Raw genomic sequence first — 17,517 nt, 5'->3', positions numbered from 1 at the left:
ACGCCGCCATCTAAGCGGACCGAGCGCCGCAAGACAATGGCCGCTCTATGATCCCAGGTTCTACCTGCGGCGAGCCGAGCGAAGCGCAAGCCGCGTTCGAGGAGCCTTACGAATTTGTAAGCCGGGCGAAGGCGATGCGGCGTTGCATAACGACGCGCCCTGCACCAAACCCCGTCTCACGAACGCGTGAACATTCAGCCGTCCGTTCGCCTCGCCTCCTTTCCCTCGGAGAGCGTCGGGCGAGCGGGTCGGCTGGATCAGGAGGTGAATTTGGCGGCCGTCTGCACCAATGGCATCGATACCGGCTTCACCGCCCTCGGCATGGGCAAGGTCGCGATCCTCGGGGTTTTCCAGGGGATCACCGAGCTTCTGCCGATCTCCTCGACCGCGCATATGCGCATCATCCCCGCCCTGCTCGGATGGCAGGACCCGGGCGCCGCCTTCTCGGCCGCCATGCAGATGGCAGCTCTGGTGGCGGTCGTTACCTATTTCCGGCGGGACGTTCTGGACCTCGTGTTCGGATCGCTCACGGCGTTGCGCGAGCGGCGCTTCGATGCGCCGCCTCTTCGGCTGAGCTTTGGCATTCTCCTCGGCACGCTGCCGATCGTGGTTGGCGGCCTTCTTCTCAAGGATGTCCTGAACGCCTGCGGCTCGTCGCTGCGCGAGCTTTGGGTGATCGGCCTCGCCTGTGTCGTCATGGCCGTGCTTCTGGCCGCGACGGAATGGACCAGCCGACACGCGCGCGACTTCAGCCAGATCACCTTAAAGGACGCCCTTCTTGTCGGCCTCGCGCAGGTCGGCGCGCTGATCCCCGGCGTGTCGCGCTCGGGCTCGACCCTGACCATGGCCTTGTTTCTCGGCCTGAAGCGGGACGACGCGGCGCGCTTTTCCTTTCTTCTCGGCCTGCCCGCCATTCTGGGCGCCGGTCTGAAGGAAGTCGTGGAACTGCACCATGCCGGCCTCGATGCCGAGGGCTGGATGGTGCTTGGCGTCGGCCTCGTCACCGCCTCCCTTTCCGCCTTCGTCGCGATCTGGAGCCTGATGCGCATCATGGAGCGCTTCTCGGCCTGGCCCTTCGTCTACTACCGCCTCGCGCTCGGCCTCTTCCTTCTCGCCAGCGCGGCGACGGGCTTCATGAACTGACGCCATCGCGCGGCATGGCGTGGCGCCCCTCGCAAAGAGCGCCACGACGAACCATGCTATCGCAGGTGATGGACCTCCTGCAGCCCGTAGACCGGGGTTGCCAAGCCCTCCATCCGCGCCTTCAGCTGCAACGCGAGATAGAGCGAATAGTGGCGGGACTGGTGCAGGTTTCCGCCGTGGAACCACAAAGCATCCTGCTGGGTCGGCTTCCACATGTTGCGCTGCTCGCCTTCCCAGGGGCCGGGATCCTTCGGCGTGTCGGAGCCGAGGCCCCAGACCTTGCCGACCTTATCGGCGACCTCCTGGCTGATGAGATCGGCGGCCCAGCCGTTCATCGAGCCGTAGCCCGTGGCATAGACGATGACGTCCGCCGGGAGCACGGTCCCGTCGTCCAGCTTGACGCCGTCCTCGGTGATCTCGTCGACCTGACCGGCCTTCAGCTTGATGCGCCCGTCGATAATCATCTGGCTGGCGCCGACATCGATGTAATAGCCCGAGCCCCGGCGCAGGTACTTCATGAACAGGCCCGAGCCGTCGGCACCCCAGTCGAGCCGGAACCCCGCCTTTTCCAGGTCGCGGTAGAAGTCGGCGTCCACCTCCGCGATCTTCTCGTAAACCGGGATCTGGAACTCGTGCATGATCCGGTACGGCAAGGAGGCGAAGATCAGATCGGCCTTCTGCGTCGTCACGCCATTGGCCAGCGCGCGCTCGGAATAGAGATCGCCCAACCCATGTTCCATCAGGGATTCCGAGCGCACGATATGAGTGGTCGAGCGCTGGACCATGGTGACGTCGATGCCGTTTTCCGCCAGAGCGGCGCAGATGTCGTGCGCCGAATTGTTGGAGCCGATGACGACAACGCGCTTGCCCTGGTAGCCGTCCGGCCCCGGATGCTGCGAGGAATGGTGCTGCTCGCCCTTGAAGCGATCCATCCCGGGAAAGCTCGGCCAGTTCGCCTTGCCGGACATGCCCGTCGCCAGGACGAGCTGCTGGGGCCGAAGCGTCACCTCCTCGCCGCCGCGATCGACCACGACCTCCCACTCACCCTTGCTCGCGTCGTAGCGCGCCGATTTCGCCGTGCTGGAGCCCCAGTAGTTGAGCTCCATGACCTTGGCGTACATTTCCAGCCAATCGCCGATCTTGTCCTTGGGCGCGAAGACCGGCCAATTCTTCGGGAAATCGATATAGGGAAGGTGGTCGTACCAGACGGGGTCGTGCAGGCAGAGGGACTTGTAGCGCTTGCGCCACTGGTCGCCCGGCCGCTCGTGCCGGTCGATCACGATCGTCGGCACGCCGAGCTGGCCAAGCCGCGCCGAAAGGGCGATGCCGCCCTGGCCGCCGCCGATCACCAGCACATAGGGCTGGCGCGTGTAGCCGAGCTCCCTGGCTTCCGCCTCGCGCTTCTCGAGCCAGGAGCGCCGGTTGGCGGCGGTGCCGTGCTCGGCGCCCTTGGGGCGGCGCTCGTTCATCGGCTCCTCGAAGCCCTTCAGCTCGTGCAGCGTCGTCAGGAAGGTCCAGGCCTTGCCGTCGCGCAGCCGCACCAGCCCGCGACCGCGCCCGACCTCGGTCTCGAAGCGGAACCAGGCCGTGACCACGCCGCCCTCCTCCGTCGGCTCCTCGTCCAGCTCGAAGCCGGATGCCGAGACATGGGGCAGCTGATGCTCCAACATGTCCCGCACGCCGTCCGGCCCCTCCACGGTGCGAAGGTTCCAGGTGAAGGACACGAGATCGCGCCAGTAGCTTTCCTGCCCGAAAAGGGCGGCGGCGGCGCCCGCGTCCTTCGCCGCCAGGGCGGCCTCGAACGTGTTCAGCCAGGTTTGCGCGGCTTGCCGAGCCGGGCTCGGCGCCTCGCCGGGGGCCGGGTTCGCGGGGACGGGGCGTTCCAGGGTCTCGCTCATGCTGTCAGGTCTCCTCCCAGAGTTCGTCGGACGGCGGGGCGCAGAAGCCGGCGCGCCCGCCGGATGGTCGGCTCGGCCTCGTCAGCCTTCGAGGTCGATCATGATCTTGAGATGGTTGCCGGCGGGATCGAGCAGTGCGTCGAAGCCCTCGTGCACGGCGTCGGCGAGGCGAATGCGCTTGGTCACGACTTTCGCGGCCGGCAGACGGCCGGAGGCGATGAGATCCATGACGCGCGGCCAGGACGTGGTGGGGTAGGCCCAGGAGCCGCGAACGTCGATGTCCTTGCAGGTCACGGCGAACCAGTCGAGCTTGGACGGGCCGGGATGAAGGCCGACCTGCACCACGACGCCTTGCCGACGCACGGCATCCACGCAGTCGCCCAAGGCGCGCTCGTTGCCAACGGCCTCGATCGCCACGTCGGCGCCGACCCGTCCGTCCGTTCCCTCGCGCACGCGCTCGCCCACCGGTGTCTTCGTCGGGTCGATCGTGACGAGATCGGGGTCGATGGAGCGAGCGAGTTCGAGCCGCGTCGGGTTGGGGTCCGACAGGAAAACGCGCGTCGCGCCCGCCGCCCGCGCCGCCAGGACGGTGAGGAGACCGATCGGCCCCGCGCCCGTCACGAGGACGCTGGAGCCGGCCCGCACGCCCGCCCGGTCGCAGGCATAGATGGCGACCGCCGTCGGCTCCACCAGCGCGGCTTCCTCGGCGCTCATCGCGTCCGGTATCTTGTAGACATTGTAATCGTTGAGGATGGCATAGTCGGCCATGCCGCCCCAAGGCCAGGAGAGGCCAGCCAGCGCCAGCTTCTCCGACAGGAAGAACAGGCCGCGATCGGCGTAATATTCGTTCTCGCGCGGCATGATCAGCGGCTGCACGGACACCCGGTCGCCCGGCGCGACCTTGGTCACCCCCCCGCCGACATCGGTGACGACGCCGCCGAACTCGTGGCCGAGAATTTGCACGCCCGAGACGCCGGTGAAGGCGTGCGGCTCGGTCGGCACGAAGATCGGGCCATAGGCATATTCGTGAAGGTCCGTGCCGCAGATGCCGACGCGCGTGTTGCGGATGCGGACCTGTCCCGGCCCCGGACGGCCGGGTTCTTCGACCGTTTCCAGACGCAGGTCCTTGGCGGCGTGGAAACGCAGTGCTTGCATGGTCATCGATGGTCCTCCCGCTCGGACTTCTGCAAGGACGATGCCAATTCATGCAGCCCCTTCGGCGACCGCAGGTCTTCGGATAGAGCCTAGCCCCGGGCCCCGGCGAGGCGCCGCACTTGTGGCGGCGCCGCCGCAGGTGAGGCGCCACACATCACAGCGGCTGCGACACGTCCCAGCGACGCATGCGCCGGTGAACCGTCGTGCGGTCGCAGCCGAGGCGCCGCGCCGCGTGCGACACGTTCCAGCGGCATTCCATCAAGACCGCGCGCAGTTCAGCGGCCTCGGGCGGGGCGTCGGCCATCGCGGGCACCGCGCTGTCCTGCCGGTCCGGCGCCACGGGGGCGAACGCGTCCGGCAGGTCGCCCAGGCGGATCACACCATCCTCGGCGAGCGCCGCGAGAAGTTCGACGACGTTCTTGAGTTCGCGCACGTTGCCGGGCCACCGATGGGCCAGAAGCCGCGCGCGGGCCGCCGGCTCAATCCGGAGATCGCCGCTCGTCTCGCCGAGGAGGCGGTCGAGAAGCCAGCCGAGATCGGAGCGCTCGCGCAGCGCCGGAAGATGCAAGGTCGCGCCGGCCAGCCGGTAGAAGAGGTCTTCCCGGAACGCCCCGCTGGCGACCAGCGCCGCGAGGTCGCGATGCGAGGCCGAGAGAACCCGCAGATTGAGGGCGACGGGGCGATGCGCGCCGACGGGTACGATCTCGCGCTCCGCCAGAACGCGAAGAAGGCGCGACTGGAGCGCCAGCGGCATGTCGCCGATCTCGTCCAGAAACAGCGTCCCGCCATTGGCCGCTTCGATGAGCCCGCGCCGGCCCTTGGGCCCAGCGCCGGTGAACGCGCCCGGTGCATGGCCGAAGAGTTCCGCCTCGATCAAGCTCTCGGGCAGCGCCGCGCAGTTCAGGGCGATGAAGGGGCGCTCGGTGCCGCCGCAGCGATGGATGGCGCGCGCCAGAACCTCCTTGCCCGTTCCCGTTTCGCCATGGAGGCAGATTGGAATGGCGGTCGGCGCCAGGCGCGCGGCCTTGCCGAGGAGCGCGGCCATGGTGCGGTCTCCCCCCGTCAGGCCGGCGAGGGCCTGGGGCAGCGCGCCTTCGGCCGGCCGCTGGGCGCGCGGTGCCGGGCTCGGCGGGGCGATCGCATGGGCGAAGACGCTGAGACCGTCCCGCGCGGTGAGCAGCCGGCTTTCGCAAGGCTGAGCCCGCGTCAGCCGTGGCAGGGCATCGAGGTCGAGATCGAAGAAGTCCGAGATCGGCCGCCCCAGAAGCGGGGCGGGATCGCGCCAGTCCGCGCCGATCGTGCTCGCCAGAAGCTTTTGCGCGGCATGAGTCAGGCCCGACACACGGCCCGAGGCGTCCAGCGCGATCGCCCCGTCGGGATCGACATCGAGAAAGTCCGACGAGCGGGAGAAACGCACCACCCACTCCCCGCGCGACTTGGCCATCAGGTTGGCGAGTTCGATGCGCCGTGCGGTCTCCGTCACCAGATGCAGGACCAGACTTTGGCTCCGCTTGGCATCGGGCGAGCGCAGCGCGGAAATGTCGAGCACGGCGGCGAGCCGACCGTCGGTGTCGTAGATCGGGGCCGCCGAGCAGGTCAGCGGCGTGTGGGTGACGTCGAAATGGTCGTCCTGGTGGATGGTCAGGGGCTCGCCGGTGGCGATGCAGGAGCCCACCGCGCAGGTGCCGGCCCGAGGCTCCGACCATTCCGAGCCAAGATAAAGACCGGCGCTGCGGAGGCGATTATTCAGCGTCGGATCGCCCACGAAGTCGACGGTGACGCCCGCTTCGTCCGACAGCAGAAGCACGTATCCATGCCCGGCCATCTGGCGATAGAGGGCCTCGAGCCCCGAGCGCGCGGTGCGGATCAGCCCTTCCGAGCGCTGCCGGTGCTCGCGCAGCCGCGTGTCGGGCAGGATATAGGCTTCCACCGCCCGCGCGGGATCGAGCCGATAGGTCTCCACGCAGCGCAGCCACGACCGGTGCACCGCCGGATCGCGATCGGACCGGGCCCCGAGAGCCACGGTCTCGATCTCGCGGATGTGCCGATGTGGAGCTGCCAGTGACATGACGACCTTTTCCGACGTCCAGCACCGCCCTCGATCGTCGGTCGGCCGTCCCGTTTCCATCCCAAGCAAAGTCTTGCACTTGGCCGATCCTATGTCCATCGAAGCGGCTTGCAGCATTCCTTTGGAAACTTATCTCCTCAATCGCCTGCTTTGCAGTAACCGCCTGCCATCCACCCTATCTATTGCTGCGATGCGATAGGAATTTGCGCTGCGATGCTTCGACCGCGCGGAGCAACGCCGCAGCAGGCGGCCGCTTCAGTCCGCATACCGCTCAGGCGTTCTCCGGCATGTGAATCACGAACTTCGTCTCCGTGGAGCCAGTCGGACCCTCCAGGCGGCCGAGCAGCCGAGCCAGGGTTTCCACCGCGATCCCCGCTTCGAGTTCGGGCTGCTGGTCGATCACGGCGGCGATCGCCCGCTCGCGCAGGAGGGCGCGCCGATCCTCCGTCAGTTCATGGGTGACGAAGGCGGTGTCGCCCGTGCGACCGAGTTTGCGCAGCGCATCCACCACGGGCCGGGCGCCCGCCGACATATGATAGACGCCCCGGATGGACGCGTCCGCCGCCAGGGCTTCCAGCACGATATGGCCTGCGCGCTCGCCATCCTCGCCGCTTTCCGCGAGGGGCGCGACGGCGAGCGTGGGATGGCGCTCCGCCAGGATCTGCCGAAAGCCCTTCTCACGGGCGCGCTGGCCGGCGATGTCCCTGCGGCCGGCGATGAGCAGCACCCGTCCGCCTTGCGGACCGAGAAACAGGCCCATGAGATCACCCGCGACGCGGCCGGCGCGGCGATCGTCCGGCCCGACATAGGCGGCCCGCCCGCTTGCCGGCAGATCGGTCGCCAGCGTGACGACCGGCCGGCTCGCGGCGACCGCCCCGACCGCCGCCGCGATGCGCGGCTCGTCCGGCAGCGTGAGAATGAGCCCATCGGCCTTCGCTCCCTGCCGGGCGAGAAGCGCGACGATCGCCTTGGGGTCGTTCGGGTCGATATGGTGGACGAGGAACTGGATGTTGAGGTCGGCATGGAGGCGCGCCGCCGTCTCAATCCCCTCGCGCAGCGCGGCGTGGAACGGATTGCGCGGCGCCTGGATCAGCACGGCGACCCGCAGCATCCTGTGCGGCCGAAAGGACAGCGCGCGGTCGAGCCCCAGCCGGCGCGCGGCGGCCAGAACCCGCGCCTCCTTGGCGGCGTCGACGCCGCCGCGCCGGTTGAGGACGCGGTCGACCGTCGCCGGCGAGACCCCCGCCGCCCGCGCCACGTCCGTCATCGTCGTCTTGCGCGCCATGATGCATCCCTCCTTGATGGAATCCCATCAAATCCACGCTGACGGAAGAGGCTTGCACCGGCTTATGCAAGGAGGCCGGGAGGAGGCATCCGCATGACGATCACCATCACGACCGCGCCCTGCTGCTGGGGCGTCGACGATGTCGCCAATCCCAACCTGCCGCCCTGGACGCAGGTGTTGGACGAGGCCGCGGCCGCGGGCTATGGCGGGCTGGAGCTCGGTCCCTACGGCTATGTGCCGCTGGACCAGATGCGCGTCTCCGAAGCTCTTCGCAGCCGGAGCCTCTTCATCGTGGCCGGCACGATCTTCGACGATCTCATCTCGCCCGGAAACCGCGACAACCTGCTTCGGCAGACCGACGAGATCTGCGCCCTGATCACCCGCCTGCCGCCCCCGCCCCAGGCGCCGGGCCAGCGCTTTCCCGCGCCCTACCTCACCGTTATGGACTGGGGGCACGACGAGCGCGACTATGCCGCCGGCCATTCGGACCGGGCGCCGCGCCTTTCGGAGGAGGCCTGGGCCGGCATGGTCGCCAACATTCGGGCGATTGCCGACCTCGCGCGCGAGCGCCACGGCGTGCGCGCGGTGATCCATCCCCATGCCGGCGGCTTTATCGAATTCGAAGACGAAATCGCGCGCATGGCAAGGGACATTCCCAAAGACGTGGCCGGCTTCTGCCTCGACACCGGCCACCTCTATTATGCCGGCATGGACCCGGCGCAGACACTGGAGCGCTACGCCGACCGGCTCGACTATCTCCATTTCAAGGATATCGACCGCGCGGTGTTCGACCGCGTCATGGGCCAGCGCATCCGCTTCTTCGAGGCCTGCGCGCAGGGCGTGATGTGCCCGATCGGTCGCGGCGCGATCGACTATCCCGCCATCCGATCGGTTCTCACGCGCCTCGGCTATGCCGGCTTCATCACGGTCGAGCAGGAGCGCGACCCGCGCCATGCCGGCGGCAGTCTCGCCGACGTCAAGGCGAGCCGGGACTATCTGACGAGCGTCGATTTTTAAGGGAGGACGAGCGATGATCAATGGCGAACGCAGGACGGCGGCCCCGATCCGCTGGGCGATGGTGGGCGGGGGGCGGGGCAGCCAGATCGGCTATATCCACCGATCGGCCGCGCTTCGCGATCGGACCTTCGACCTCGTGGCCGGCGCCTTCGATCTCGATCCCGAGCGCGGGCGAAACTTCGGCGTCGAGCTCGGGCTCGAGTCCCGCCGCTGCTATTCCGACTACGCCGCGATGTTCGCCGCCGAAGCCCTGCTGCCGGACGGTATCCAGGCCGTCTCGATCGCGACGCCGAACAACACCCACTATCCCATCGCCAAGGCCGCACTGGCGCATGGGCTCCATGTCGTCTGCGAGAAGCCGCTCTGCTTCACGCTCGCCGAAGCCGAAGAATTGGAACGGCTCTCGATTGCCAGGCGCAAGATCGTCGGCGTGACCTATGGCTATGCCGGGCACCAGCTCATCGAGCAGGCGAGGGCCATGGTCGCGGCGGGCGAGCTTGGCGAGATCCGGATCGTCAATCTCCAGTTCGCCCACGGCTTCCACTCCGATGCCGTGGAAGAAACCAACCCGGCCACCCGCTGGCGCGTGACGCCGGCCTTCGCGGGGCCGAGCTATGTGCTCGGCGACGTCGGCACGCATCCGCTCTACATTTCAGAGGTGATCCTGCCGCATCTGAAGGTGAAGCGGCTTCTCTGCGCCCGGCAAAGCTTCGTCCGGAGCCGCGCGCCGCTGGAGGACAACGCGGTGACACTGATGGAATACGACAACGGCGCCTTCGGCACGGTCTGGTCGAGCGCGGTGAACGCCGGCTCCATGCACGGGCAGAAGGTCCGCATCGTCGGCTCGCGGGCCAGCATCGAGTGGTGGGACGAGCGCCCGAACCAGCTCTCCTTCGAGGTTCAGGGCGAACCGGCGCGGATCATCGAGCGCGGCATGCCCTATCTCCATCCGGCCGCCCTGGCGGACGACCGCATCGGCGCGGGCCATCCCGAAGGTCTCTTCGAAGCCTGGGCCAACCTCTATGCCCGCTTCGCCATCGCGATGGAAGCGACCGACCAAGGGGACGCCGATCGCCTCGCGGGCCTGCGCTATCCCGACATTCGGGCCGGGGTCGAAGGCGTGCGCTGGGTGGAAGCTTGCGTGCGCTCGGCGGACCGGGGCGGCGTTTGGGTCGATTACGCCTGAGCCGCAAACGAAAAACGCCCCTGCCGGGGGAGGACCGGCAAGGGCGTCATGGGGAAGCCGAAGGTTGGGAGGAACCGTTCGGCTCTCACGTCGCGACCGGGGGAGGACCGGCCGGGACGGATGGGGAATGGGTCAGAGCATTTCCAGGCAAAGCGGATACGCTTTGCCGTCGGACAATGCGACAAAACCAGAAGCTTAGCGCACCGACTGGCGGGCGAGAGCCGGGATCTCGGAGCGCGAGATGCCGAGGTCGGAGAGTTCGCGCTGCGACAGGCGGTTCAGCTTGGTGGCCGTGTTGCGATACTGGCGCCAGGCGTTGAAGGAGCGAGCGATGTTCATGGGAGTTTCCTTTCGGGTCCGGCCTCTCGTCGGTGGCGGCCGGCGTAATCGTTTTCTTTCGATGACCGGACCATAGGCTCCGTCAGCAAAGATGAGGAGCGCAAAGCTTGAAGGGGAGCCCTGCGCCGCTTCGCTATCGGCGGCTCGCAGCGGCGGCATGCGCTAAGCGCATAGGTTGGAGGCGCGATGGAGACAAAGGCGAACCTGAGTGTTCCTCGGGTAAGTCGATCGGGGCGTTTCGATCCTCCGAGCACGCCGAGGCGACTACAATGCGAGAACAAGGGTCGCTACGATGACAGAAGCTCCAATCTGCTGAAACACCTCGGATTCGTTGGGTTTTTCTGGATGCAGGCTCTACACCTGCCTCCCGCCAGGCGCCGTTTCGCGCCAGATCGGACGCCCCTTTCTCCACCATGAAACGGTTGCGACCTCGTTTCTGGGCGAGATGAAGGGTGCTGTCAGCCGTGGCGATCAGATCCCCGTCGGCGTCGACATCAATGATTGCGCCCATCGTGGAACGGCGAACAAGACGACCTCTCCAAGCCAGAGCTCGAAAATTTTAAAGACGCGGACAACGAAAGTTGTCGAGCATTTTCAGCTCGAACGGATTGCGAGTGCTGGCCGGCGTCAACTTGACGACGAAGCTGCGACCGGAGAGGGAAAAGCTGGCAAGGAGCGCGTTGCCGTCAACGAGACGGCGGGAGACGGCTTGGTCCACCAGACGAAACAGAGCCCATGGCCCCTCGCCCATCGCCATGTTGCGGGCGCCGTCGATTTCCGGCGTCATGGTCAAGGCAGCCGGCGCATTGGGCGAAGCCGGGGGCCACTGCGCGCTGACCGGCACCGCCGGCCCATGGGCGAACCGCAGGGTTTGGCCGCCGATATCGAAGCGCGCGGCCTGAGCCTTCGGATCAAGACTGATGGGCAAGAGAGAGAACCGGGCGGCTGGGCCTTCGCCTCCGGGAAAGAAAGCCTGCGTGATGGCGTCCGCCTGCTCGAAACCCTTCAACGCCGTCTCGTCGATCGACAGATCCGCCGGGCGCCCCGGCCGCCATGCCCAGGGTCGCGCGCTGGTGTCGATCAGGGGCTTCAGATAGGCGTCGCGAAAGCTGGCAATCTGCCCCTGAGGACCGAAGACCGACTTGAAATCCTCGAACGGCGTGTCCCGGGCGGCGCGCGCGCTGAACGGAAAGCGATCGACCGTCGCCGCTTCGCAGGCCGGCAGGACCGTCGTGTTCCAGACCTCGCGCAGCCGCTCGCCCGACGCGCCCTGAATCAGATCCATGGCGGCGGTTTGCAGACGTTTGAAGAACGGTTGCAGCGAGGGCGGAAGAGCCGCGACGAGAAGGTCGATCTGTGCGGACACAGTCTGCGGCTCGGTGCCGAGTTCGAGAACGTTGCCGCCCTTGGCGATGTGGTTGAGCTGGCGGTAGAGCGGCTCGAAGGCCGCCAGAACGCCGGCCACCTGGGAGGCGCTTCCCTCCGCCGCGGATGTCGCCCGGCGCAGCGAAGCGAAAGCCTCAGTGACGGCGCGGCCGGGATCGACAGGCGCGGCAAGGCCGAGCGAAGCGGCGGCCGGTGCCAGGGCGGAGGCGACGGCGCCCGCCACGGCGGCCTGCGCCGCCGGGGGCGAGAAGTCGGTCTCCATCGCGACCGCTGCCAGGAGGTCGGTGACGGGCGAGGGTGCGGTGACGAGAAGCGACAGGAGCCGGGCGCCATCGGCGGCCGTCGGCATGGGGCGGACCGTCAGGTCGGACAGGAGCCCATCCCACAGGCGGATCGCCTCGGCGGAATAAAGGCCGAGCGTGCCGTCGAGAATGTCGCGCGAGGCCGTGCCATCGCTCGACCCCAGCACCCAGGCGTCACGCTCGATTTCCGCGGCCCCGGCTTGCAGCGCCGGCAAGGCCACGGTCCGGAACGCACCAGCGGTGAAGAAGGCCGGGAGCCCGTCCCAGAGCGAGCCGCCGTCTAGCCTCGCCAAGGCGAGCGGTCCCGAAGGACCGGCATGGTCGCTCGGCCGCCAGGGGGCGAGCGCCGCGACCTCGGGACGCGCCTTCGCGAGATCGAGGGCCAGTTGCGACAGCGTGTAGGCGGCGATGCGCCGCCGCGTGTCGGCGACGAGGGAAGCGTCTGCGGATCGGGATGCGACGTCATGGCTGCCGAGCGCTGCGACATGCGCTGCGAAGGCGGCCCGGTCCGCTTCGGAATAGCTGGGCAACCAGACCTGGGCCAGCCATGCGCCAAGGTGCGGCAGGTCGAGCGTATCGAGCGGCCGCTGGCCCGACAGCGCCAGATAGAGCTTGAGACCCCGATAGAGATCGGCCGCGCTGGTCGCTTCGCTCGCCAGGGTCGCCTGCAGCCCCTCGGTGAGATAGGGCATGAAGAGCCGGTCGAGGCCTGTCGCATAGGCGCGCCCGGCCTCGCTCTGAAGCATGGGCACATCGGCGACGCGCTCCGCCTCCTTCCCGGGTTCGCGCCCTTCCAGCGTGCGCAAGCCGTTCAGCGTCGGAAGGATATCGAGGAAAGGCGGTAGACGGGGGCCGAACCGCGTGCCCGACAACCGATCCCGCAAAGCGGCCGCGTCGTTTTGCATTGATTGCGCATAGGCGGAGGCCGCCTGATGGCGGGCGATCCAATGGGCGGTCAGGCCGAGCGCCAGGAGAACGAGAAGGGCGGCCGCCACCATTTGCCAGCTTTGCGTGACGCGCCGTGCCGTCGCGGACAGGCCGCCACGCAGCGCTTCACCGGGTGCCAGCGAGGCCAGGAGTTCGTGCAGGAAGAAGGGCCGTGACCGGGTGGGGTCGGGCTCGCCGGGGCGCGGCAGGCCGGACGGCGCGGCGAAGCCCTCGCCCGCCGCCAGGCCGACGAGATCGATCACCGGCCCGCCCTGCCGGGCCGAGGCGAAGAACACGCCGCGCAGATAGGGCGGACGGTCGAATCGATGCGGCACCGCGAGGATCTGGACGAAGGGTGCGGCCAGATCGCCCAACGCGGCGAACTGCTCGGGAAACTCGTAGACAAGGGCACGGCGTCTGGCGTCGGGCTCCTCCTGAAGGCGCGGCAGGCGCCATTCGGCCGCCCGTCGCGCCAACTCCGCGAAGCCGATGCGGAACCGCTCGTCCGGCGTGAATTCGCGCTCGTCCTCCGAGGCGAGGAAGGGCATGCCCCAGACCGCCTCGCGCTCGCTGCGGTCGGTGGTCTCGAAAAAGGCGGAGAAGCCGAGAAGCCGATCGAGCTTGGAGAAGACGAGATAGACGGGCGGCCGGGCCCGAAACCGCTCGCCGGCTTCGTCCAGCCGCAGCCGCAGCGTCTTGGCGAGCGAGCGTCGCGCCTCCTCGCCCATTCGCGAAAAATTCGCCGCATCGAGCACGAGAACGATCCCGCAGGCGGGCTGGCGACGGCGCAGCCGCCGCACGAGGTCCAGCAGCCGCAACCAGACCTGACCGTCCGCCACCTCGCCCCCCGCCCCGGTCAGGCGGCCGGCCAGATCCAGGAACACGGCGTTCTCTGCAAACAGGAAGTCGACATCCTCCGTCGGGCCGCCCGCGCCCTGCGGCGGGCCGAAGGGAAGGCTGAGATCGGCGTTGAGCAACAGCGCCGTCTTGCCGGACGCCTCCGGCCCGATGACGAGATACCAGGGCAGGCGAAAGGCGCGCCGTCCGATGCGGCCCCGGCCGCCATCGCGCCCGAGCCGGGCCAGCGTCTCGTCGGTCTTGCGACGGATCAGGGCGAAGCGGCGCTCGACCTCGGACCGGTGCCGATCCTGGTTGGCGTGGCTCTCCACCTGCTGCACCCTGAGGGCCGAAACGAGGCGCTGGTCCTCCCGCCCCTTGCGCCATCCCAGCACTGCCGCCGCGACACCCCAGGCGAGCACGATTCCCAAAAGAAGGGCGAGACGCGGTGTCGCGTCGCCGAGCGGGCGGATGTCGCCGAAGGCGAGAAGCGGCGCGACGAACCAGACGAGAGCGGCGGCGACGAGCGCTGCGACCGTGATCCAGGTGAGCGGATGGGCGAGGAAGCGCCGGAGGCGGCCGGGAGAGGAAGGCCCGCTCATGGCTGGCTGTCCTCCCAAGCGAGAATGCGCCGCGCCGCGTCGAGATAGACAGGCTCCGGCCGTGCGGGCATCAGCGTCAGCGCCCTTGGCGCCTCGTGCAGCAGGGAGGCCCGGGCGCCCGCCTCCGGCAGGCGCGTGACCGTTTCCTCAAGCCACCTTGCGAGCGCCTCGGCGTGGTCGCTCGCCTCGGGAGCGGCGGCCGCCAGTCGGGTCGCGATGGCGTCCCGCTCCGCGTCGAGATCGGTGAGATCGGCCGCCAGACGGGCGGTCAGATGCGGGCTCAGGCTGTTGCGCAGAGCGGTGTCGTGAGCCGCCTCGATCGCCTGACGAAGATCGGTGGCGGAAGACGGGCGAAAGACCCCTCCCAACCCATCCTCGGCCTCCAGTCGGCCAATGCGATCCGTCGCCTCCGCCACGCGGCTCAAAGCGTCGAGACTTGCCTCGCGCGACGAAAGCGCCGCCGTGTCGAGATGGGAGACTTGGGTCTCCAGGCGCTCGATCTGCGCCTCGGCCCGGTCGAAGCCGAGGCGCAGCGCCGCCGCGCCGAGAAGCGACAAGCAAAGGCAGACGGCCAGAACGAGAAGGCCGAAGACCGGGCGGCGATACCAGGGCGGACGCGCCATGCCCACTAGGCCCGCCTCGCGGATCACCGCGTCGCGCAGCATGCCGGCGACGAAGAAGCCGTGTTCGGCATCGCCCATGTCGATATCGGGCAGCGTGCCGCTGCGCGGCATTGCGTATCGCGCCGCCAACTCGGGCAGAAGCGCGTCGATCGTCAGCGCATCCTGCTGCGAGCTGGTGAGATAGATGCCGCGCAGGAAGGCGCCCTTACGCCGGCGGACATCGGACGGGAGAATCGGCCGCAGAACCGTATCCACGATCGGGTCCATGGCGGCGACCTGGGCGCCGAAGCCGATGAGCCGACCGCCGCGCAACGGATCGTTCACCCGCGCCAGCGCGTCCAGAAGCCGCGCCCGGGTCGCCTCCACGAGGCTGCGCACGCCGGCATGAAAAGCGTCCACCACCTCGGCGGTCTTGGCTCCGTCGCGCAGCGAAAGAGGAAAGGAGAAGCCCCAGGACTGGTGCCGCTCGCCCGGTTCCAGCGCCTCGAACCCCTCGAGAAAACCCGGTGCGAGGTCGATCTTGGTCAGTGCGACATAGACGGGCGGGCGCGAGCGGCTCCGGGCCTCCAGCGCGCCAAGGCTTGCAGCCAGCCCCTCCCCGATCTCGCGACGCTCCAGCGCATCGGCGAGCGTCAGATCGGCCGGACTGACGGCCAGGACGACGCCGTTCAGCGGACAGGCCGGGCGAAAACGCTGGAGAAACGCCGCCAAGCGTTCCACGGCGGTGGGCTCGCTCGCGATCTCGACGAAGATCGCCTCCGAGCCCAGCCACCAGCGGGCGCCATCCGCCTCCACCGGCGCATCGAGATCGAGGCCCGAGCGCTCCAGGAGTTGCGACTTGCCCATGCCGGGCGGGCCGAGAAGCACGAAGAGCGGCAGCCGGTATCGCTGGTGAGGCCCCGCCAGACGGCGCGCCGCCAGAGCCGAGCGCCATTCCCGCGCGCCTTCCTGCGAAATGGGCACGGTGGCGGGCGCATTCGGCCGTACCGGACGCGCGCCGAACAGCAACAGGAGAATGGCCCAGACGACGACCGGCACCGCCGACAGGACGAAGCGCGCATCGTCCGAGGCCACCGGCGCGAGGCGCCAGACGACGAGCCCGGCGCCGAGCGCGAGAACGAGGCCGAGGCTCCAGGCCGCGAGGTGGCGCGGCGTCACGGTGCGACGTCCTCCGTCGGGATGCGGAATTCGACGCGCCGATTGCGGGCCCGGCCCTCGGGCGTGGCGTTCGACGCGATGGGCGAACCATCCCCCCGACCAAGGAAGGAAATGCGTGCGGGCTCGCCGAGGAAACGCTGCAGCATGGCGGCGGCCGAGGCGGCGCGATCGCGCGACAGCGTGTCGTTGTTGCGGGTCGGGGACGCATTGGCGATCGGGACATTGTCGGTGTGGCCGATCACCGTGATCGGGCCGGGTTCCGCATTCAGCGCGGCCGCGATCCGGCGCAGCATGGGCGCCTCGCTCTCGCTCAAGGCCGTTCCGCCGGTCGGGAAGGAGGCGCGCAGCAGCCGCACCACGATGTCGCCGCCATCCGCCACGACCTCCAACTCGCCATTGGTGATGTCCGACGTCAGGGCGCTCTGGATCCGCTGCAGCTGGGTCTGTGCCTGCGGCGCGAAGGGTTCGGGAATGGCGGGCACGTCCGGCGCTCCGACGAAGACCGGCATGGCCGGCGGCAGGGCGGCGATGCGCTCGGCCGCCGCGTCCACCCGCCACGACAGGAGAAACCCGAGCACGAGATAGAGAACCAGAAGCGCGGCCAGGACGGCGGCCGAAGCCACCCAGAACCAGATCATCCGCGCCGGCGGACGATAGGGCGCATCCACCGGGGCGAAAGCGGCCGAAAGGCGCCGCTCGTGGGGCCCCCGCAGTCGGCGGATCGTGCGATACAGCTCCGCGCGCAGGCGCGCGAGATGGGCCAGACCACCCTCCATCACGCGGTACTTGCCGACGAAGCCGATGGACAGGCAGAGCGCCATCAGCTCCAGGGCGTCGATATTCTCCTCCGGCTGCGCATAGAGCTGGCCGAGAAGATCGAAGAAGCGCTCGCCGCCCCAGGTCTCCTGATAGAAGGTGCTGACGAGGCCCTTGATCGGCCAGTCCGACTGTCCGCCCCAACTGGTGTTGAGGATAATGTCGTCGAGCGTCGCGCAGAGCGCATAGCGCGCGACACGGGCAAGGCGCGGCGCGACGCCGCGCGTCATCGCACGGGTCTCGAAGCGCGAGACGTCTTCCATTACGCGGGCGCGAAACTGCGCGACGTCGTCCACCGGCAGGCTCTCGTTCAAGCGCGCGGCCAGCCACAGGAGCGGAGAGGCGACCGCCACGAGCGCATTGAGCGCGGCGAGTTCGAAGGCCTGTTCCACGTGCGAGTCGGGGCCAAGGCGGATCGAGCCGGCCAGGGAGCCGAAATCAGTCCGCGCCATGGCGGGCGCACCGCCAAAAGACGTATCGGGGGAAAAGCCGAAATCCAGGGGATCGCGACCGCCACCGGCGAAGCCGAACGGATCGGGCTTCTGCGAGCCGCCGAACGGCGCGAAACCCGCACCCGGCGCATCCCAAGCCGGGGGCGCGCCGAAGCCCGCCCCGCCGGTCGGCGATCCATAGGGAGGTTGATAGGCAGACGAGCCGCCCGGCGCGCCATAGGGCGATGGTCCCGGCAGCGGACGGCGGACCGTCGCGTCGGGATCGAACCCCGAGCTTTCCGTCGGATCGGGAGCGAAAGGATTGGGCGGCCTCGTCTGCACGG

The 17,517-nt window shown here is 68.7% G+C and carries 11 protein-coding genes; 3 read left to right on the top strand and 8 right to left on the bottom strand.

Annotated elements, in window-relative coordinates:
• Positions 1-270: 270 nt before the first annotated feature.
• Positions 271-1,143 carry an undecaprenyl-diphosphatase UppP gene (gene uppP / locus M673_RS17630; protein ID WP_061978284.1) on the top strand — a complete coding sequence of 291 codons (873 nt, stop codon included), beginning with the start codon at positions 271-273 and terminating at the stop codon, positions 1,141-1,143.
• 56 nt (positions 1,144-1,199) lie between these two features.
• Here uppP and M673_RS17625 read toward each other — a convergent pair whose 3' ends face one another.
• From M673_RS17625 to M673_RS17610, 4 genes are all read right to left on the bottom strand, one after another.
• Complete coding sequence (locus tag M673_RS17625) at positions 1,200-3,041, bottom strand: NAD(P)/FAD-dependent oxidoreductase (RefSeq protein WP_061978024.1); 1,842 nt, start codon at positions 3,039-3,041, stop codon at positions 1,200-1,202.
• 81 nt (positions 3,042-3,122) lie between these two features.
• A complete protein-coding gene (locus tag M673_RS17620) occupies positions 3,123-4,196 on the bottom strand; it encodes a zinc-binding dehydrogenase (RefSeq protein ID WP_061978283.1) in 1,074 nt (357 codons plus the stop codon).
• A 154-nt stretch (positions 4,197-4,350) separates the two neighbouring features.
• Entirely contained in the window at positions 4,351-6,264 is a 1,914-nt protein-coding gene (locus M673_RS17615; protein WP_061978023.1) for a sigma-54-dependent Fis family transcriptional regulator, read from the bottom strand.
• 271 nt (positions 6,265-6,535) lie between these two features.
• Positions 6,536-7,549 (bottom strand): LacI family DNA-binding transcriptional regulator, encoded by a 1,014-nt coding sequence (locus M673_RS17610; RefSeq protein WP_244493125.1) that lies wholly within the window; start codon positions 7,547-7,549, stop codon positions 6,536-6,538.
• A gap of 93 nt (positions 7,550-7,642) precedes the next feature.
• On the opposite strand from M673_RS17610, the gene M673_RS17605 reads away from it, so the two are divergent.
• A complete protein-coding gene (locus tag M673_RS17605; protein WP_061978021.1) occupies positions 7,643-8,566 on the top strand; it encodes a sugar phosphate isomerase/epimerase family protein in 924 nt (307 codons plus the stop codon).
• Positions 8,567-8,579: 13 nt separating this feature from the next.
• A complete protein-coding gene (locus M673_RS17600) occupies positions 8,580-9,752 on the top strand; it encodes a Gfo/Idh/MocA family protein (RefSeq protein WP_061978020.1) in 1,173 nt (390 codons plus the stop codon).
• A 195-nt stretch (positions 9,753-9,947) separates the two neighbouring features.
• On the opposite strand, the gene M673_RS23735 is transcribed toward M673_RS17600, so the two are convergent.
• The 4 genes from M673_RS23735 to icmH form a co-directional block, all read right to left on the bottom strand.
• Entirely contained in the window at positions 9,948-10,091 is a 144-nt protein-coding gene (locus tag M673_RS23735; protein ID WP_082639802.1) for a DUF1127 domain-containing protein, read from the bottom strand.
• Positions 10,092-10,650: 559 nt separating this feature from the next.
• On the bottom strand, positions 10,651-14,145 hold the full coding sequence (tssM, locus tag M673_RS17595; protein WP_061978019.1) for a type VI secretion system membrane subunit TssM: 3,495 nt from the start codon (positions 14,143-14,145) through the stop codon (positions 10,651-10,653).
• A complete protein-coding gene (locus M673_RS17590) occupies positions 14,142-15,926 on the bottom strand; it encodes a type VI secretion protein IcmF/TssM N-terminal domain-containing protein (RefSeq protein WP_061978018.1) in 1,785 nt (594 codons plus the stop codon). Before M673_RS17590 ends, tssM begins: the two co-directional genes overlap by 4 nt.
• A complete protein-coding gene (gene icmH, locus M673_RS17585; RefSeq protein WP_061978017.1) occupies positions 15,923-17,515 on the bottom strand; it encodes a type IVB secretion system protein IcmH/DotU in 1,593 nt (530 codons plus the stop codon). Before icmH ends, M673_RS17590 begins: the two co-directional genes overlap by 4 nt.
• Positions 17,516-17,517 lie beyond the last annotated feature (2 nt).

The organism is Aureimonas sp. AU20, assembly GCF_001442755.1.
Classification (GTDB): Bacteria; Pseudomonadota; Alphaproteobacteria; order Rhizobiales; family Rhizobiaceae; genus Aureimonas.
The sequence above is the reverse complement of the archived record's forward strand: the minus strand, read 5'-3'. Positions and strand labels throughout refer to the sequence as shown.